Annotated in this window: 18 protein-coding genes and 1 pseudogene; 10 read left to right on the top strand and 9 right to left on the bottom strand. The window is 30.3% G+C overall.

The window, feature by feature from the left end; all coding sequences use genetic code 11:
• Positions 1 to 29: 29 nt before the first annotated feature.
• The 3 genes from CX675_RS03550 to CX675_RS03540 form a co-directional block, all read right to left on the bottom strand.
• Positions 30 to 629 carry a hypothetical protein gene (locus CX675_RS03550; RefSeq protein ID WP_130733839.1) on the bottom strand — a complete coding sequence of 200 codons (600 nt, stop codon included), beginning with the start codon at positions 627 to 629 and terminating at the stop codon, positions 30 to 32.
• Between the two features lie 64 nt (positions 630 to 693).
• Complete coding sequence (locus CX675_RS03545; RefSeq protein ID WP_130733838.1) at positions 694 to 1,110, bottom strand: hypothetical protein; 417 nt, start codon at positions 1,108 to 1,110, stop codon at positions 694 to 696.
• A gap of 62 nt (positions 1,111 to 1,172) precedes the next feature.
• On the bottom strand, positions 1,173 to 1,511 hold the full coding sequence (locus CX675_RS03540) for a helix-turn-helix domain-containing protein (RefSeq protein WP_130733837.1): 339 nt from the start codon (positions 1,509 to 1,511) through the stop codon (positions 1,173 to 1,175).
• Between the two features lie 111 nt (positions 1,512 to 1,622).
• On the opposite strand from CX675_RS03540, the gene CX675_RS03535 reads away from it, so the two are divergent.
• A complete protein-coding gene (locus tag CX675_RS03535) occupies positions 1,623 to 2,495 on the top strand; it encodes an SDR family oxidoreductase (RefSeq protein WP_130733836.1) in 873 nt (290 codons plus the stop codon).
• A gap of 52 nt (positions 2,496 to 2,547) precedes the next feature.
• Here CX675_RS03535 and CX675_RS03530 read toward each other — a convergent pair whose 3' ends face one another.
• From CX675_RS03530 to CX675_RS03515, 4 genes are all read right to left on the bottom strand, one after another.
• Complete coding sequence (locus CX675_RS03530; RefSeq protein WP_130733835.1) at positions 2,548 to 3,048, bottom strand: hypothetical protein; 501 nt, start codon at positions 3,046 to 3,048, stop codon at positions 2,548 to 2,550.
• A 48-nt stretch (positions 3,049 to 3,096) separates the two neighbouring features.
• Positions 3,097 to 3,387, bottom strand: a complete 291-nt coding sequence (locus CX675_RS03525) for a chaperone modulator CbpM (RefSeq protein WP_130733834.1) — start codon at positions 3,385 to 3,387, stop codon at positions 3,097 to 3,099.
• Positions 3,388 to 3,392: 5 nt separating this feature from the next.
• The gene (locus CX675_RS03520) at positions 3,393 to 4,286 is read right to left on the bottom strand and encodes a DnaJ C-terminal domain-containing protein (protein ID WP_130733833.1); all 894 of its coding nucleotides are present in this window, start codon (positions 4,284 to 4,286) and stop codon (positions 3,393 to 3,395) included.
• A gap of 127 nt (positions 4,287 to 4,413) precedes the next feature.
• A complete protein-coding gene (locus CX675_RS03515; RefSeq protein WP_130733832.1) occupies positions 4,414 to 5,994 on the bottom strand; it encodes an FMN-binding glutamate synthase family protein in 1,581 nt (526 codons plus the stop codon).
• Positions 5,995 to 6,256: 262 nt separating this feature from the next.
• On the opposite strand from CX675_RS03515, the gene CX675_RS03510 reads away from it, so the two are divergent.
• Positions 6,257 to 7,228 (top strand): S9 family peptidase, encoded by a 972-nt coding sequence (locus CX675_RS03510; protein ID WP_130733831.1) that lies wholly within the window; start codon positions 6,257 to 6,259, stop codon positions 7,226 to 7,228.
• Positions 7,229 to 7,266: 38 nt separating this feature from the next.
• Here CX675_RS03510 and CX675_RS03505 read toward each other — a convergent pair whose 3' ends face one another.
• Entirely contained in the window at positions 7,267 to 8,058 is a 792-nt protein-coding gene (locus CX675_RS03505; RefSeq protein WP_130733830.1) for a tol-pal system YbgF family protein, read from the bottom strand.
• Positions 8,059 to 8,062: 4 nt separating this feature from the next.
• Positions 8,063 to 8,623 carry an RNA polymerase sigma factor gene (locus tag CX675_RS03500; RefSeq protein ID WP_130733829.1) on the bottom strand — a complete coding sequence of 187 codons (561 nt, stop codon included), beginning with the start codon at positions 8,621 to 8,623 and terminating at the stop codon, positions 8,063 to 8,065.
• 260 nt (positions 8,624 to 8,883) lie between these two features.
• On the opposite strand from CX675_RS03500, the gene CX675_RS03495 reads away from it, so the two are divergent.
• The 8 genes and pseudogenes from CX675_RS03495 to CX675_RS20100 form a co-directional block, all read left to right on the top strand.
• The gene (locus CX675_RS03495; protein WP_165395963.1) at positions 8,884 to 10,200 is read left to right on the top strand and encodes a S8 family serine peptidase; all 1,317 of its coding nucleotides are present in this window, start codon (positions 8,884 to 8,886) and stop codon (positions 10,198 to 10,200) included.
• Positions 10,201 to 10,276: 76 nt separating this feature from the next.
• On the top strand, positions 10,277 to 13,042 hold the full coding sequence (locus tag CX675_RS03490) for a CHAT domain-containing protein (RefSeq protein ID WP_130733827.1): 2,766 nt from the start codon (positions 10,277 to 10,279) through the stop codon (positions 13,040 to 13,042).
• A gap of 165 nt (positions 13,043 to 13,207) precedes the next feature.
• Positions 13,208 to 14,185, top strand: a complete 978-nt coding sequence (locus tag CX675_RS03485) for a hypothetical protein (protein WP_130733826.1) — start codon at positions 13,208 to 13,210, stop codon at positions 14,183 to 14,185.
• Positions 14,186 to 14,216: 31 nt separating this feature from the next.
• Positions 14,217 to 15,893, top strand: a complete 1,677-nt coding sequence (locus CX675_RS03480; protein WP_130733825.1) for a 3-coathanger stack domain-containing protein — start codon at positions 14,217 to 14,219, stop codon at positions 15,891 to 15,893.
• A gap of 215 nt (positions 15,894 to 16,108) precedes the next feature.
• Entirely contained in the window at positions 16,109 to 16,528 is a 420-nt protein-coding gene (locus CX675_RS03475; protein ID WP_130733824.1) for a helix-turn-helix domain-containing protein, read from the top strand.
• Positions 16,529 to 16,625: 97 nt separating this feature from the next.
• Positions 16,626 to 17,861, top strand: a complete 1,236-nt coding sequence (locus tag CX675_RS03470; RefSeq protein ID WP_130733823.1) for a hypothetical protein — start codon at positions 16,626 to 16,628, stop codon at positions 17,859 to 17,861.
• A 20-nt stretch (positions 17,862 to 17,881) separates the two neighbouring features.
• Entirely contained in the window at positions 17,882 to 18,142 is a 261-nt protein-coding gene (locus tag CX675_RS03465; RefSeq protein WP_130733822.1) for a DUF4212 domain-containing protein, read from the top strand.
• 32 nt (positions 18,143 to 18,174) lie between these two features.
• Positions 18,175 to 18,519: pseudogene (locus tag CX675_RS20100) on the top strand (cation acetate symporter); the annotation flags it as partial.

Genomic DNA, 18,519 nt, shown 5'->3' with positions numbered 1-18,519 from the left:
AATTGAATAAAAATAATATTTAATTTTTCTTATTCTCTTACTTTGCCTAACATAATTCCTAAACCAACTCCATAATAGCTTCTGTCTTTGTTAATTTGTGCCATAGGTGAAAGCGAAAGTCCAAAATATTTAGAAACAGGGAACTCAATTTTCGGACTTATTATTAGACTTATTGTATTATATTTATAATAATCATAGGTGTAATTTTCATCTAAATTAACTGTAATATTATTGGGTATGTACTGCCAGTTTTCCGGTTCCTCAATTACAGTATATCCTATTCCTAAAGCTACGTTAGCTCTAATCGTTCCTTTTTGATTTAAATTATAAATTTTACCCAATTCTACTTTGTAAGTGGATAGATAATCAAAAGGATAAGAAAATGATAAAAAACCTAATCCTCTACTGTAATCGTTTGGTTTAGATTTTGGATCTCTTATATTTCTAGTATAACCCACTTTTATGGAATATCTATTTTGGATGACATAATTCAAAGTCCAATCGAGTCCAAAATAGTTTCCGATATTTACTTCAGATGTGACATAATATGTGTTTTCGGTTGCATTTTGAGCTTTCACTGAAGAAAAAGTTAGCACTAAGAAAAGGAGTAAGAGCATTTTTTTTATCATCTTGTATTCTAAATTAGAAAAATACTATTTATTAGACCAAAAATTAAACGAAGCTAAATTAACATTATGATTTGCTTCTTTTAATTTTTAAAATTATTTCAGTCTCAAATAATTTTAAATAATATTCCTTATTCTGAGTGAAAAACTGAAACCCTAATATTGAATAATTATTTTCTTTAGAGCCTACCATAATCTCATCATTTTTCAAATTGTAACTCCATTTTGTACCACGAGTCATTTGTTTAATTTGGGTTACAAAATCATTACTTTTGTTAAAAGTTATGCTAAAATTAGTATTACTATTAAATTCAATTTGTGCTCCCTTAAATGCACTAAATGTCTCCATTACCTTCGGGTTATTAATAGCTTGTAAATTTGGAACTTCTATAACTTCCCATTTCCCAATAAACGCTTTTTCTTTAGAGGTTTGAGCATTTACCAAATTGAACAACAAGAAGAAGAAAATGATACTTTTTTTCATTATATATTAATTGACTTTTTTTACTCTTAAAGTAAAGAATTTTGACAAATATAATTTAATTTTTATGCTCGTTGATTAAAAATGTTTTCCGTACCCCATTTTGCCATTTCAGCGAGTACAGGAGCCATACTTTTCCCTAATTCTGAAAGGGAGTACTCTACACGTGGAGGCGTTTCATTAAATTGTACTCTAACAATTAAATTATCCTGTTCTAATTCTTTTAATTGGTCGGTTAATACTTTTCTTGAAATAGAAGGTATTCTTGTTGCTATTTCTCCAAATCTTCTTGTATCTGAACGCAAGCAATATAGAATTACAGGTTTCCATTTACCACCAATTAATTCTAACATAGCACTTACCGGACAAGCTGTATCTATTGTTTTTTCTTCTTTAGTTACCATAACGTTACCACTATTTTTACCGTTACCAATAGGTAACTAGTTACTTTTTAAAACTTTTATTAGTTACTTTGTGTAACAAAAATAATAGTAATAATTTATAAATACAAAAAAATGATTTTAATAACAGGAGCAACAGGTAATTTTGGAAAAGCAACGATTAACTTTTTATTAGAAAAAGGGACTCCATCCAATGAGATTGTAGCCTTAGTAAGAAATGAAGTAGCTGCTACAGCATTAAAAGAACAAGGGATAAAAATAGCGCAAGGTAGTTATGATGATTATGCTTCACTTACCAAAGCGTTTGCAGGTGTAGACCAATTGTTACTTATTTCTGGAAACGATATTGAAAATCGTCTGCAACAACACATAAATGTGATTAAAGCAGCCAAAGAAGTAGGGGTAAAGCAAATCGTATATACTAGTTTTCAACGTAAAAATGAAACCCCATCGTCACCACTTTGGGTAGTTGCCGATTCACATTTACAAACAGAAAAAGCTATTAAAGAGAGTGGTATACCTTACACTATTCTAAAAAACAACCTGTATTTGGATTTCTTGCCAGGATTTATTGGAGAGCAGGTTTTAGAAAATAAGACGATTTATGTACCAGCAGAAAACGGAAAAATTAGTGCTGTTTTACGTGCAGAAATGGCTGAAGCTACGGCTACTATTTTAGTTACCAAAGGACATGAAAATAAAGAATATGATTTTACCAATACAGAAGCCCTATCGTACACCGAAATAGCAAAAATTATTTCTGATGTTTCTGGCAAAAGTATTACTTACGTTTCTCCCTCTGCAGAGGAATATCAAACTACTTTAAAAGGATTTGGTTTACCCGATGAAGTAGTAGGTGTATTCTCCAGTTTTGCTGTAGGTCAGGCTGAAGGAGAATTGGATAAAGAGAGTACCGATTTAGAAAATATACTACAAAGAAAACCCGTATCGGTTCGTAGTTTTTTAGAAAAAACATACGCTTCTTAATTTTAATTTAATTCTTTTATACTATTTGAACTAAGTATTGGTGTGTCAATGCTTAGTTCTTAGTTATTTTAAACAAATTGAATGCTGTAAATAAGGAAAAATTACTTCTTTTTACAAGTCTTATGCTATTAGGAATAATAGCCAAAAATAAACTCACCAAAACAATTATTTCATAGTTAATATCGTTCCAATGTAGATTTCTATAACCTTCATCGCAGGCTGTACATTCTATAATTTTTAAATGCGCTTCTACCGTTGAAATTCCTAGTATAGCTACTGCAAAAATAAGAATACTCATACTAATTTTTTGTAGTAGTTGTTTGATATTTGTGCTATAACCATCAAGAGCTACAACAATCATAGCTAAACCAAATAGATTATAATAAAGAGCACTGGAAAAAAAGTGAAAATCTTTACCAACAAAATTAATTTTATGAAAAGTAGTTGCTACAAACAACGTTTGTATGATATGTCTAAAAAAAGAATCTGTTAAAAGCGCTAAGGTTATACCCAAAATAAAGGCAATGATAGACAAGATTATTTTTTTGAGCATTATATTGTGTTTAATTTCTTTATTTTTTGAATCCATTAAAAATACCCCTTATTCATACAACCCTAATCTCGTTTTCAAATGTTTCACTTCAGCGGATAGTTGGTCCATTTTTTGTAATAAATCTAAGACAACTTCAATACCTTCTTTATTGATATGCAACTCATTGTGTAAGCGAATGACTTTTTCAATGTAAACCAATTCTTCTCGGTGTAAATATTTATTATTTTCATACACTACGGTTTGAATAAGACCGAAATCTTCCAAATCATCAATTAAATGCGGTTCAATTTGACATTCCTTACAAAATACTTCTATAATAATTAATTCTTGTGTGTTCATGATGTTTATTTTTGAGCTAATTGTTGGAATAACTCCCTTTCTTTCTCAGAAAGATGAGTAGGAATAGCTATCGTATAAGTAACATATAAGTCCCCAAAACTGCCTTCTTTTTTATATACTGGAAAACCTTTTCCTTTCAAACGTACTTTTGTTCCGTTTTGAGTTCCTGCTGCCACTTTGAGTTTCAATTTAGTACCATCAAAGGCAGTAATGGTAGTTTCACCACCTAAAACAGCGGTATATAAATCCAAGTCATGATTGAGATATAAATCTGAGCCTACGCGTTTGAAAGGTGTAGTATTTACAATCGAAAAGGTAATGTATAAATCTCCTTTTGGGCCTTTGTTCATTCCTTCGCCTCCATAACCATTTATTTTTATGGTTTGTTCATCTTCAATACCCGCAGGAATAGTAATGCGAATACTTTTTCCATTAACAGTGAAGGTTTTTTGATGGGTTATAGCTGCTTCTTTTATATCGAGTTGTAAAGAAGCATTAAGATCTTGACCTCTAAATTTTACGCTACTGCTTTTTGAACCAGCCGATTGTCTACCAAACATCGAAGAAAAGAAATCAGAAAAATCTTCCCCATTAAAATCGGAAGTCGTGTGATGTCCTGTATTTTGAGAATATTGACGTTGTTGTTGTTGCTGGTATTTTTCATATTCTTCGCCATGTTCCCAATCTTTGCCGTATTTATCGTATTTCTTACGTTTTTCAGGATTCCCTAAAACTTCATTCGCTTCATTAATCTGCTGAAATTTAATTTTTGCATTCGCATCATTAGGATTTACATCTGGATGCCATTTGCGGGCTAGCTTACGATAGGCTTTTTTAATGTCTTCTGTAGAAGCATTTTTATCTATTTCTAGAATTTTGTAGTAATCAATAAATTCCATAAAAATTCCCTTTTAGTAATTTAATATTTTAGATACGTAAATTTACAAATAAAAGAGAGGTGTATTTTATGATATATATCAGTATTGTTATAAAATTATAAGTTACTTGTGTCTCTTTATATTACTTTTAAAAGCTTTCTACCTGTGATTTTTTCCAGAAATACAAAAATTCTTGTGGGGTAGTGCGTTCTTCTAACAAACATCCTTTTTCCAATTCTGGATAAAGTTGAGAAAATGTAGCTACTTTATTACTATCAATACGAGTGGTAACACAATCTCTGGTAACATCATCTGGATGTGCAATTCCTGCGGAAGCCATTAAATCGACAGCACTTTTTACCGTTTCTACTTGATAACGAGCTACCCGAATACTTTTTTGTTCTGGTACTAAACCTCTGGTTAATCTTGGGTCTTGTGTAGCTACACCTGTAGGACAAGTATTGGCATGACATTCCAAAGCCTGAATACAACCAAGGGCAAACATCATCCCTCGGGCAGAATTACACAAATCGGCACCAATGGATAAATTACGAATAATATCAAAACCAGAAATAACTTTTCCACTGGCAATAATTTTAATTTGGTCTTTGATACCAAAACCATTCAAACAATCGTATACAAAAGCTAAAGCATCACGAAGAGGCATGCCTACATGATCTGAATATTCTGGTGGAGCAGCACCTGTTCCGCCTTCACCACCATCGACTGTAATAAAATCGAAATAGGTTTTGGTGTGAACCATGGCTTTACAAATGGCTAAAAATTCGGTTTTATTCCCAATACATATTTTCATACCAATAGGTTTTCCTCCTGATTTATCTCGTAATAATTTTAGAAAATCCATCAACTCTAAAGGCGTTGTAAAAGCAGAGTGAGAAGGAGGAGAAATAATGTCATGTCCTTTATCTACTAAACGAATAGCTGCAATTTCATCGGTTACTTTTTCTTTAGGTAAAATACCACCGTGACCAGGTTTGGCACCTTGAGAAAACTTAATTTCAATCATTTTAACTTGTTCCAAAGTAGCTCTTTTTTCAAATTGATCTACGTTGAAAGTTCCGTCATTATTTCGACAACTAAAATAACCTGTTCCTATGTTCCAAACCACATCACCACCTTCTAAATGATACGGAGAAAGTCCGCCTTCACCAGTATTGTGATAAAAACCACCTTCTTTAGCACCATGATTTAGAGCCAAGACAGCATTTTTACTCAAACTACCATAACTCATGGCACTAATATTGAACATACTGGCAAAATAAGGTTTTACACATTGAGAGGAACCTATTTTAACTCTTGGATTATGATTTAATTCTTGAAAAGGAATCGCTTTGATACTATGATTTATCCATTCATATCCTTCAGAATATGTATTTAATTGTGTTCCAAAAGGTTTGGCATCTGTTTCTTTTTTACTTCTAGAATACACCATACTGCGTTGCAAACGATTAAAAGGTTTTCCTTCTGTATCTGTTTCAATAAAATACTGACGCATTTCTGGGCCTAAATCTTCTAGTAAATAACGCATTCTACCTAATAAAGGAAAATTGCGTTTTATAGTGTGTTTGGATTGATACATATCGTATAATCCCATGAGTATTAAAGGAATAAAAATAGCTAATAGTAAACTAAATTTCCAATCGACATAGATTAAAATAGCGGTAATAGCTAACACAGTAAAACTGATAACAAGGAAAGCTTTTCTCATGTTGTATTTGTCTTTTTTTTAGTAGTCATTCAAAAATAAGTTTTTTTGATTGTTTTTAAGTAGTTAGTAGGCTACTTTTTTGAAAATATATCCTAATATAGTCACATTAAAATACTTATAAATGATGATTTTTTGCTTTTAAAAAGCAGTTATTTTTGAAGCCTATTTATCAAAAACAAACGATTGTTAATGAAAAAATGTAACATTCTGTATTCTTTACAGTCCTATCATTATCATTTATCAATCAAAAAAATCAAACATCATGAAGTATTTTAAAATGGTTGTTTTGGCACTTGCTTTTGTAAGTTGTCATGCACAAAACAAAGGAGTCATTGTAAAAAAGGAACTTTTCAACGATTTTTCAAAATTACCTATTTATGCTAAGTTAACAGAAGAAGAAAATGGGAAAAGAGTTTGGAAAAAGACGTATCAATATATAGATAGTATTGAGGTTCATAACATTCAATATTTAAGCGATGGTTTAAAAGTAAATGGCTTATTAATTACTCCAAAATATTTGTCAAAAGCCCCATGTGTAATTTTTAACAGAGGAGGAAATCAAGACTTTGGAGCATTGAATATAATGGCTGCTTTACGTTTAGGAAAATTAGCCAAAGAAGGTTATGTGGTTATTGCAAGTCAGTATCGTGGTAATGCAGGAGGAGAAGGTAAGGAAGAGTTTGGAGGAAAAGACGTAAACGATGTTTTACAACTCATTACCGTTTTAGCTGAAGAGAAAATTGCAGACACTTCAAGAATAGGCATGTATGGTTGGAGTAGAGGCGGTATGATGACTTATCGTGCTTTAACTAATACAAATAAAATTAAAGCAGCTGTGGTAGGAGGAGCTTTGGCAGATATGGAAGCAACTATAAAAGACAGACCAGAAATGGGAACTAAATTGCTCCCTGAATTAGTTCCTAATTTTAAAGGAAATGAAGCGGCTGAAATTAAGAAAAGATCTGCCATACAATGGGTAGAAAAATTTTCAAAAGAAGTACCTATTTTACTACTCCATGGAAACTCAGATTGGCGCGTAAAACCAGAGCAAAGCTTGCGTATGGCACTAGCATTTACAGAGCATCGTATTCCGTATCGATTAATTATGTTTGAAGGTGCCGATCATGGTATTTCAGAATTTAGACAAGAAGTTGATGAGGCAGTAGTATCTTGGTTTAATAAATATTTAAAAGAGGAAGCTACTTTACCTAATATGGAATATCACGGAATGTAAAAATAAAAGGCTTTGAAAATAATTTCAAAACCTTTTTATTAAAAATCAAGCTCTTTTGTTTCTTGATATTTATAATTGGATGGGTTTTCTAAAATTATTTTTTTCATTTCCAAAGCATTAGCCTTATCATTTGTTTTGAGATATAAGAGTAATTGGTACCAATATCCTTTAGAATGTTCCATGAAATCGGAGAGTTGAGCTATTTTTTGAAACGTAGCAATTGCATTTTCATTTTCGTTTAGTTGATCATAAGACGCTCCAATATACAAAAGTGCATAAGGATACCATTTATCATTTGGAGCAATTGTTTCAAAGGATTTAATCGCTTGTTTGTATTTTTTTTCTCTAAATTGTTTTTCACCTTCAGAAATGGTGGTTTCTACATCACTTTTTACCGTAAAAGAAGGTAATTCATTCCAATTGACTTCTTTTTCATAATAATTAGGTAAAGACGTTTTATTAAAAAACAGCATCAGTGTTGTTATAGTTACTGCTATTGTTGCTGCAATTGCATAAATAAAACGAGGTTGTCTTTTCTTTTTGGTTACCAAAGTAGGAACCGTATGTTCTAAACCTATTCGTTTTATTTTATCTGATAATTTTTTATTTTCATCAGATTTTAATTTTTCTTTTACTAATTGTAATTCAGAAGTATACCAATCATTTTCAACCTCTTTTGTATTAAAATCATGGCTAGCAAATAATTGTTTTTGAATCAAAACTTCTTCTTTCAGGTTTTGATCCTCTTGCATTCTATTTTCAAAAGCTATTTTTTCAGCTTCCGATAATGTTCCTTTTAAATATTGATCAATTAAATCGAATGTATCCATAATTTTAGTTTGTTCCCCATTTAATTATTTTCTGAAACTCTTTATCTCCTTTAATCAATTCCATTAATTTAGTTCTACACTTAAAGACTCTTTGTCTTACCGTATTTACCGTTGCATAATCATTAGCTTCAGTAATTTCTTCATAACTTAAGCCATTGAAATAACTACTTAAAATATCTTTACAATTTTCAGATAAAAGATTAAACTTAGCAATATAAAACTCAAAGCATTGCTGTTCTAAAATAAAAGCACTTAGATTGGTTTCTTTTTCCTCTAGTGTTAAAATGTCTGTTTTTATTACCTTATTTTTTAAGTTTTTTTTCCAAATATTTTTACAAATAACAAAAAGATAGGCTTCAAAAGATAAGATAATTGATCTTTTTTCTTTTTGAGTAACAATAATATACATCAATGCATCGTGAAAAACGTCTAAAGCATCATCCGTATTACCTTTATTCGATTGAATAAAAGCATGAACTTTGGGATAAATTTTAGAATAAATCTCTTTGATAATAGCGTCATTGCCATTAATCAGTGCAGTAATATATCGATCTGTATTTTCCATTTTAGAATAAGGAATAGCAATTAAGATTCTATTGTTTTTTTTAATAGACTTTGTAAAAATTACGACAAAGATGAAAATATACTACATTTATAATGTATTTGTCATAATCGAAGTAAAAATACACAAATATTTTACATTGTTTCTATTCTAAATTTAATTAGAAAATCTCTTTGATAAAAAAGTGTTAAAATATTTTTTAGAAAAATAGGGTAACAAATTTCCTTATGAGGCACTATAATATAAAACTTAAAAAACATACAATGAAAAATTTAAAAAACTGCCGTATTTTTTTGATTCTAATTTTCTCTTTATTTTCTTGTTCTGAGGAAACTGATTTTAATGATGAAATAATCTCAACAAATGAGATGCCAAAAGATATAACTGATACAAACCGGTCAATTACAAGGAGAGATATGCCTGTTTATTTGAGAGATCGTTTGATTGTTCGATATGCACCAGGAACGACATCGAGTGAAAAAGCAGATTTAAGAGATATTTATGGCGTTACCAATTACAAAATATGTGAACATTGCTCGGATGATACTATTGAATTATGGATGTTTGGGCTAGGCATTGATATTGAACCTAAAAAAACAGCAATAGAACAAGGAAGTGATGGTGGTATAGAATCTGCTATAATCGATGTAGATTATGAATTTACTTTTGGTATAGATATCAGTAATCCAGATTTAGGAAGCTTAACAGATTATAGTTATTCGTCGTATATTAAAACTAGTAACGACGGCATTACAATTGCAGTATTGGACACAGGTCTTGCTCCTACAATAGGAGACGATACTTCATATGTTTTTACTGGGCCATTTTTATATAATGCTTCGGGTGATGGAAATGCAAATGTGTATTCTGGTTGGGATTTTGTAAATCAGGATCACAATAGTTTTGATGATAATAATGGAAGACATGGTACTGTAGTTTCATCTATAATTACAACAATACTAAATGAGAGTTCACCGGCTGTTCCTCATCAAATTATGCCACTTAAAGTATGCGATGAAAACGGAAGAGCCAGTTATTTCAACTTCTTATGTGCTACAAGTTTTGGACTAGAACATGCCGATATTTTACAAATGAGTTTAGGCTGGTATGAAGATGGTTTTGGTGATTTTTTAAATACTATTATTGCAGCTATTATTGATGAAAATCCAAATGCTTTAGTAGTTGCTTCTGCAGGAAATTTAGAAAATAACAACGATATTTTAGCTCATTATCCTTCAGGATATAGTCACGAGAATATTATAGCAGTAGCTGCTGCAGATAAATTAGTTAATTTTGATGCTTCTTTTAGTAGTTCCAATATTGCTTCGTTTTCAAATTATGGTTTAGAAAGTGTAGACTTCTTTTCTAAGGGTGAGAATATTCCATTTTTAGGATATGAAATGAGTGGTACATCCTTTGCAGCTCCTGTTGTAACAGGTGTGTTAGCTAGATATAAATATAATCATCCTAGTTATAGTGCTAGTGAATTAAAATATCAATTGAACATATCAGGAATTCCTTGTCCAACAAGTTTTAATACTGCCAAAAAAGTACTATATAATAAGATTATTTTGCCTTAATTTGAGTAGTCGTAGTAAACAAGCAAAACTTATAAGCATTTAAAATTATTAGTTTTGCTTGTTTTTTTATACATTCATGGCAAAAAAAGCCATGCCAATACTTGTAAGATACTATTGCTGTTTTTTATTATTTTATTCTTTGCATTCATTTACACAACAACAAGTTTCGGATGAGATTGCAATAATTTTGAAAAATAACGTAGATACAAAAGAAATATCAGACCAAGAAAAATTAGATCAATTACTTTTACTTCTTTCTAAACAAAAAAAGACAGTTGTTACACCCGAAATGGGCGAACTATTAGCTACAATTGGCAAACAATATTATATAACCAAACAAAATAAACAAGCTATTCTTTATTTTAAAAAAGCAATTCAAATCCAGCTAAAGTATAAAGAAAATAGTCTTAAAGAATTAAATAAAACCAGACATAATTTAGCCTGGATGTATGCATATGAGGGCTTAGATAAAGAACGTTATCAAATTTTACAAGAAATAATAAAAGATAATGGATCTGATAAGTATACTTTTAATGCTAAAATTGATACTGCTGTCTTAGATGCTAATAAGGGTGATTTTTATCTTGGTATAGCCAAATTAAATGTTTTGCTTACTCAATATGATGCAATTGATAAAGTGGTTAAAATCAGAACTGTTATTGTATGGATTTATGGAAAAATGTATGAAAATGTATTTTCAAGTAAACGAAATTCCGATTTACAAATTGTTAAAAAACACCATCAAGAGATTGAAAAAAATTTTTACAAGACCAATCTATCCGAAGATATTTTATACAAAGCTTATAATAATTTAGCTATAGTTTATGATGCTTTTGGCGATTTAGAAACTGCCTTGGATTTATATTTAAAAGTAAAAAAATATTATCAAGTAGAGGACGATGTCTACAAAAAACTGAGTGTTCTAAACAATATTGGATTATTATATGCTAAACAAAAACAATTTAAATTAGCGCACAACACATATAAGGAAATTATCAATAAAGCAGAAGACGCTTCACAAATAGCAACTGCTTATGACAATATGGGCTATTTTTTACAAGATAGTTCAGCAGAAAAAAAACTGTTCTATTTTAAGAAAGCGATTCAAATACTACTAGACAAAGAAAATGTTCCTTTTGCTTTGCCTACATTAGAAGAAATTAGAAATTCAGATTACCAACAAGACATGCTCGTTTTCTTAGTAGATTTAGCCTATTTTTATGTTGCCGCCTATAAGGAAACCAAGGCTAAAGATTTTTTATTTCAAGCAAAAACTACTTTGTATAGAATTGATGAATTGGTTTCTTTATTGCGTTATGAAAGTAATACAGAAGAATCTAAATTGTTTTGGATAGAAAAAGGAGTAAATACTTATTTATTAGCTGTAGAGGTTTGTTATTACCTCAATTTACCCGAAGAAGCTTTTTATTTTATGGAAAAAAATAAAGCGTTACTTCTACAAGAAAAAATTAAAACATTTCAAGCGAAATTAGCATTTGAAATTCCAAAGAAAATTCAAGAAAGGGAATATAGATTACATTATGAACTAGTTGCTTTAGAAAAATTATTTCAGCAAAACACGGCTCATAAAGAAGTAAAAGAAAAATATGCATCTAAAAGTGAAGAGTATCGAATTTTTATGGATTCTTTACAAACAAATCACCCTCAGTATGTACAATTAAAAAAAGGAATTGAGACCTTTCCTTTACACAAAATAATACAAACTACTACTACCCAAAACACCAGTTTTATAACTTATATTTTAAATGAAAAGGATGGTTATGGTATTTTTTGTTCCAACACTGAAACACTATTTTTCAAAATTGATGATGTTGCTAACTTACAAAACAAGTTGCTATCGTTAAAGCAATATATGAAAGAACCTCTACTAAATAAAGAAGAGATAAAACATTTTAAATCAGTAAACTATGCCGTTTTTAAAGCCTTATTTCCTTTCAAAAATGCCGATTTAAAAATAAAAAATAAAAATCTTATTATTGCTCCAGATGAAGCTTTATCAAACTTACCTTTTGAGGCCTTATTAACTTCAAAAGATGAATTTTCAAAGAATTATTTAATTCAAAATACAGCCATTTCCTATTTGCAGTCTTTTTCAGTTTTAGAAAAAATAAAACAACACCACACGATACCTGAAAAAAAAATATTAGCTATAATTCCTGAAAACTTTAAAAATAAAAAATTACAACCATTATTACTTTCAAAAGAAACTTCTTCACTATTAAAAGAATACAATTCCGTTACTTTTTTTAGTAATGCTGAAGCTACAAAAGAAAATTTTTACAATCATAGTAGTCATTATGAAATTATACATTTAAATACGCATGCAGGTATTGATTCTGTAACACAAACACCTTGGATTGCTTTCTACGATGATAAAATGATCTTAGATGAATTGTATGGTTTAAATAGTTTGGCCGATTTAGTTATTTTAGATGCTTGTAAAACTAATGATGGAGAATTTGCCTCAGGTGAAGGGGTACTTAATTTATCCAGAGGTTTTTTTTACAATGGTTCAAAAAGTGTTCTAGCTTCTTTGTGGAATGTGAATGAAAAAGCTGGGAATGAAATAATCCAAAATTTTTATTCAGGTATTGCAACAGGTGAAACAAAAATAAAAGCGTTACAAAATGCAAAAAAGAAGTATCTAAATTCACATCAGCTTGCCGAATTATTACCATATTATTGGGCTTCATTTACGCTCACAGGTACAACAAACAAACTCTCTTTACATAAAACAAACCGTTCTATTCCTATTATAATTACAGTTGTAATTCTTCTTTTTTTAATTGTATTTATTATAAGAAGAAATAAAACGAAATAGCTTTTTAATAATTCCATCTTAAAGGCTCAGTTTAAATTAATTTAAACTGAGCCTATTTTTTTGGGTAATGAATTTTAAAATTGGATACATAATAGTAGATCGATCAAAAGGTGTAACCCGAAAAACCTATAAAAAAAGAGTAGGGAACAAATAAACATTTACACAATGAAAAAAATTATTTTGATTTTAAGTTTAAGTACAGTTTCCTTGACAATAGGGCAGGAAATTGGTACAACAAATGCAAGTTTATTTTCATCCACTCCTGGAGGTGCAAGAATTTTAAATGCTCAAGGTAATACTGCAGCTAATCCTGCTATTGGTTTTCATTCTACAGCTTCAACTTTAGGAAATCCAAGAAATGATGGTGGTGGTGGAAATGGTATTTTTAGACCCTTAGCAAATACTATGGCTTTTTCTACAACAAGCATTGAAAGAATGAGAATTAACTCTTCAGGTTTTTTAGGAATAGGTACCACTGCACCTTCACAACGATTACACATTATAGGAAATGAATATGTTGAAAATGGTAACCTAACCGTTGGTATTTCTCAACCCTCTAATACATTTAGCAAATTACAAGTTCATGATGGAGCCATATTAGTTTCTGGAGGTAATGGTGCTGGAGGACCTATGATTTGTTTTAGTGATGATGTTACCAACACAGCCTATCCAAACGGCAGATGGGGAATAGAATATGTAACTAATAAAGGATTGAATTTTTGGAAACCGTGGAATCCAACTACAGGTGGCGGAGGTAATTACTACATGTTATTAAAAGATGATGGTAGAGTTGCAATAGGAACAGAAAACACTCCAACAACAATTGGTGCAGCTAATTTGAATGCCTACAAACTTTATGTAAAAGGAGGGATTCTTACCGAAGAAGTAAGAGTAAGAACCGGTTGGGCCGATTATGTTTTTGCTAATGATTACCATTTAAAACCATTAGCTGAAGTAGAGAATTTTATTACTATAAACAAGCATTTACCAAATGTGCCTTCTGCAAAACAAGTTGAAGAAGAAGGAGTAAGTTTAGGAGAAATGGCAAAAATTCAACAAGAGAAAATTGAAGAGTTAACTCTTTATATTATTGAACAAAATAAACGTATCGAAGCTTTAGAGGCAAAAATGTATAATAAATAGATTCATGGTTTAATCTTTAAAATTTTAAATTATGAAAAAAATAAAAACAATATTATACTTGATTCTTTTAAGTATATCATCCACATTTTTTGGGCAATCTCTAAAAGTAGGAGAAGAAATCTTTGAAAGTTATGAGTCTCCACATCCATATAATTCAAATATAGGAGTTGGGCCAATTGTTTGGAGTCAAGAAATTGAATACCAAGACGCTACTTATATTGCGGTACATTTTAGTAAACTTGAACTAGCCGAAGGTGATTTTTTGTTAGTTAGATCTCCAGATAATAATAAATATTGGAAATATTATGATAAAGGAAATTATAATGAAAATAATCCGAAAGAAGGTTTTTGGAGTATTCCAATATATGGTGCTAAATTAATAATAGAGATTCATAGTACTAATAGTAGTAATTATTATGGTTATACTATTGATAAATATGCTAGAGGGTTTACAGAAAAAGAAATTAATGCAGAAGAAGGAGATCAGGAAGCTTTATGTGGAAATGATGATTCTGTAAATGCAAAATGTTATCAAACATCTGAACCAAATGTATACAATAGATCTAGAGCGATTGCAAGATTATTGATAAATGGTACAAGTGCTTGTACGGGTTGGTTAATAGGTGATCAAGGGCATATTATGACAAATAATCATTGTGTAGGGTCGTCCAGTGTTGCCAATAATGTTACTGTAGAATTTATGGCAGAAGGAAGCAATTGTTCTTCAAATTGTCAATCTTGGTTTGCGTGTGGTGGTACAATAGAAGCTTCATCAACTTCATTAGTTCAAACCAATTCTAATTTAGATTATTCTTTATTATCACTTCCAACAAACGTTACTGGAACATATGGATTTTTACAATTACGTGCTTCTGGAGCTTCAATTGGAGAACGAATGTATATTCCACAACATCCACAAGCTTGGGGAAAAAGAATAGCTTTACTGTCTGATCATCCGAATGATGCTTCCGATGGATTTTCACATGTTCAATCCTTAAGCGAACCGAGATGTTTAGGAACTGGGAATGACATAGGATATTATGCAGATACACAAGGAGGTTCATCAGGCTCTCCTGTAATAGGCTATAATGATCAGCTTGTAATTGCTTTGCATCATTGTGCAAATTGTCCTAATAGAGGTGTTCCAATCCAAGAAATCATTGCTAATTTAGGTACTAATTTACCCAATAATGCACTCGGTTGTCCTACAAACTTGGTGGTTACAACTAATGTAACTACTGGTACAGATACACAACAAGCAGCATCAACTATTTTTGCTACTAATACAATAAACAATAGTGCTACTGGTATTTATCATGCAGGAGATGAAGTTTTACTATCAGATGGTTTTACATCAAATAATGGTTCTATTTTTAGAGCTTATATTGAAGGGTGTTCTAATAATTTTGTAGCAAAAAATGTGAATAATGTCACTTATGAAGTAAATAGTCAAGAAATTGAAATTTTAGAAGAGCAAATTAAAATAGCTCCTAATCCTAATCATGGAGTTTTTAAGATTCTATTTGAAACACATCATAATGGAGAAATTGAAATAGTTGATTTATATGGACTAACCATTTATAAATCAAAATTTACAAATCAAAAAGAGATATTCATTTCTATTCAAAATTCTTTAAGAGGAATATATCTAGTTAGAATAAAAACAAACAGCGGTTTAAATGTGATTAAAAAAATCGTGAAAGAATAATATCTTCTAATGTATCATTATAAAGGTTCGATTAATATAGTTATATATAGTCGGGCCTTTATTATTGTATGAAACTTTTGAAAAAGTATTTTTTTTTAAAATATTATTAAAAATAAACTATATAAAATTAATATTAAATATTTTTTTTGTAAAAAAAATACAAATAGTATAATTAAATAATGCTAATTTAATATATTTATGCAAAATTTATATATATGGATGTTATTACTTGCCCAAAATGTAATGGATCAACCCTTGTAAAAAGCGGAATTATTAAGGAAAGACAGCGCTATTTGTGCAAGCCTTGTAATTATTATTTTACTGTTAATAAATTAGGTAAAAAAATAGATGATTATTATGTAACCAAAGCATTACAATTGTATTTAGAAGGCTTGAGTTATCGTGAAATTGAAAGAATTATAGGGGTTTCACATGTATCTATAAGTAATTGGGTAAAAGAATATAAAGTTAAAAAACCACCACATCCTAACTATCATCCTAGTTATAAGATACTTAAGCATAATGAGTTAGTTGAATATTTAAAATCGAAAGAACAACTATCAGGTGCAGGTATGATTATAACTGAGCTTGGTGATAAATTCATGCTTATAAAATGGGAACGTTTTAAAGATTAGCTATACTACTTTACATTTATATATATAGTTTTTTAGATTACAAAAAATAATTTCAAAATTTGATTGAACAAAACAAATTAAAATCAAATTTTAAATTATGAAAAAAATACTATTTATTACTGCGTTACTTTTTTCTGTTTTAGTGTTTTCTCAAGGTTCCCCAGATTATGAAGGTGGACTTAAAGTTAAAATCAATGAAGATGGTACAAAATACTTTAGAATTATTTCATGGGCACAATTTTGGGCACAACATAATTCAGATCGACCTTTAGATGCCAACGGTAATGAGCAAGCTGATTTAAATTTCAGTTTAAGGAGAGCACGTGTTTTAATGTATGCTCAGATTAGTTCAGACTTCTTGATTTTAACTCATTTTGGCTTAAATAGCTTAAATGCAGATAATATGAGTCCGACCGGTACAAGAGATGCTTCACAATTGTTTTTTCATGATGTGTGGGCGCAATATAATTTAAATAAAAATCATGCTATTGGTGGAGGTTTACATTATTGGAATGGAATTTCTCGTTTAAATAATCAAAGTACTTTAAACATCATGACTTTGGATAACCAAAGACAAGCATGGGCTACTTTAGGTTTATCCGATCAGTTTGCAAGACATTTAGGGGTTTACTTAAAAGGTTCTTTTGGAAAATTTCAATATCGTGTAGCTATTAATGAGGCTGAAACAAATAATTTACAAGCTACTGCTGTACCTGTAAATGATGGTTCAGCAATCTATTCAGGTCGTCGCTTATTAGGCTCAAAAGAAGCAGGTAAAGCTTATTCTGGTTATTTTGATTACGCTATTTTTGATGCTGAAAGTAATTTTTTGCCTTATAAAGTAGGTTCTTATGTAGGAACTAAAAAAGTATTTAACATAGGTGCTGGTTTTTTTGTGCATCCAAGCGGTGCTGTAATAGCTGATGGTGCAGGAAATTTAAGTGGAGAGGATGTTACTATTTTTGCTGCTGATGCCTTTTATGACGCACCAATAGGTAGTAATGGAGGTGCTATAACAGCTTATGCTTTATATCAAAATTCAGATTACGGAAAAAACTTTACTTTAGGAACTACTTACGAAACTGGCTCTTTAATTCACGGTCATTTGGGTTATGTATTACCTGTTCAAACCAAAACTAAGTTTCAACCTTATGTTTCTTTTGATTCTAGACAAATAGATGCTTTGGATGATGATGCTTCTCAATTTGGTATAGGAACCAATATTTATTTAAGTGGACATAATTCTAAACTTACCTTAGAATACCAATCTTTAAAATATGCTCAAAGTGATGCTGTAAATACCATCACATTACAAGCAATGATATATCTATAATAAACCTTAAACTAATTATTATGACAGAAAAACAAAGACATGCAACAGCATATTGGAAGGAAAACTTAAAATACCTTCTTATCCTATTGAGCATTTGGTTTGCCGTTTCCTATGGAGCAGGAATACTATTTAAAGATGCTTTAAATGAAATTAAATTAGGTGGTTTTCCATTAGGCTTTTGGTTTGCCCAACAAGGATCAATTTATGTATTTGTGATATTGATTTTTGTTTATGTTCGATTGATGAATAAACTAGACAAAAAATTCGGATACGACGAATAATTTACAATTAATAAAATAAAAAATAAAATATCATGAATGTACAAATTTGGACTTACATCATTGTAGGCATTACATTTGCCATATATATAGGAATCGCGATTTGGTCTAGAGCTGGATCCACAAAAGAATTTTATGTTGCCGGTGGAGGTGTTTCTCCATTAGCAAACGGAATGGCAACAGCAGCCGATTGGATGTCTGCCGCTTCTTTTATTTCCATGGCAGGAATTATATCTTTCGCAGGATATGATGGTGCTGTATATCTTATGGGATGGACCGGAGGTTATGTATTATTAGCTTTATTATTAGCTCCTTATTTAAGAAAATTTGGAAAATTTACAGTACCAGACTTTATTGGTGAACGCTATTATTCAAATACA

It is taken from the genome of Flavobacterium sp. J27 (assembly GCF_004303025.1).
Taxonomy (GTDB): Bacteria; Bacteroidota; Bacteroidia; order Flavobacteriales; family Flavobacteriaceae; genus Flavobacterium.
This window is presented reverse-complemented; position numbering and strand designations above follow the sequence as displayed.

Excerpts from the sequence above, each read along its gene's own strand:
- CX675_RS03550 (WP_130733839.1), bottom strand. The coding sequence starts at position 629 with ATGATAAAAAAAATGCTCTTACTCCTTTTCTTAGTGCTAACTTTTTCT.
- CX675_RS03545 (WP_130733838.1), bottom strand. The coding sequence starts at position 1,110 with ATGAAAAAAAGTATCATTTTCTTCTTCTTGTTGTTCAATTTGGTAAAT.
- CX675_RS03540 (WP_130733837.1), bottom strand. The coding sequence starts at position 1,511 with ATGGTAACTAAAGAAGAAAAAACAATAGATACAGCTTGTCCGGTAAGT.
- CX675_RS03535 (WP_130733836.1), top strand. The coding sequence starts at position 1,623 with ATGATTTTAATAACAGGAGCAACAGGTAATTTTGGAAAAGCAACGATT.
- CX675_RS03530 (WP_130733835.1), bottom strand. The coding sequence starts at position 3,048 with ATGCTCAAAAAAATAATCTTGTCTATCATTGCCTTTATTTTGGGTATA.
- CX675_RS03525 (WP_130733834.1), bottom strand. The coding sequence starts at position 3,387 with ATGAACACACAAGAATTAATTATTATAGAAGTATTTTGTAAGGAATGT.
- CX675_RS03520 (WP_130733833.1), bottom strand. The coding sequence starts at position 4,286 with ATGGAATTTATTGATTACTACAAAATTCTAGAAATAGATAAAAATGCT.
- CX675_RS03515 (WP_130733832.1), bottom strand. The coding sequence starts at position 5,994 with ATGAGAAAAGCTTTCCTTGTTATCAGTTTTACTGTGTTAGCTATTACC.
- CX675_RS03510 (WP_130733831.1), top strand. The coding sequence starts at position 6,257 with ATGAAGTATTTTAAAATGGTTGTTTTGGCACTTGCTTTTGTAAGTTGT.
- CX675_RS03505 (WP_130733830.1), bottom strand. The coding sequence starts at position 8,058 with ATGGATACATTCGATTTAATTGATCAATATTTAAAAGGAACATTATCG.
- CX675_RS03500 (WP_130733829.1), bottom strand. The coding sequence starts at position 8,623 with ATGGAAAATACAGATCGATATATTACTGCACTGATTAATGGCAATGAC.
- CX675_RS03495 (WP_165395963.1), top strand. The coding sequence starts at position 8,884 with ATGAAAAATTTAAAAAACTGCCGTATTTTTTTGATTCTAATTTTCTCT.
- CX675_RS03490 (WP_130733827.1), top strand. The coding sequence starts at position 10,277 with ATGGCAAAAAAAGCCATGCCAATACTTGTAAGATACTATTGCTGTTTT.
- CX675_RS03485 (WP_130733826.1), top strand. The coding sequence starts at position 13,208 with ATGAAAAAAATTATTTTGATTTTAAGTTTAAGTACAGTTTCCTTGACA.
- CX675_RS03480 (WP_130733825.1), top strand. The coding sequence starts at position 14,217 with ATGAAAAAAATAAAAACAATATTATACTTGATTCTTTTAAGTATATCA.
- CX675_RS03475 (WP_130733824.1), top strand. The coding sequence starts at position 16,109 with ATGGATGTTATTACTTGCCCAAAATGTAATGGATCAACCCTTGTAAAA.
- CX675_RS03470 (WP_130733823.1), top strand. The coding sequence starts at position 16,626 with ATGAAAAAAATACTATTTATTACTGCGTTACTTTTTTCTGTTTTAGTG.
- CX675_RS03465 (WP_130733822.1), top strand. The coding sequence starts at position 17,882 with ATGACAGAAAAACAAAGACATGCAACAGCATATTGGAAGGAAAACTTA.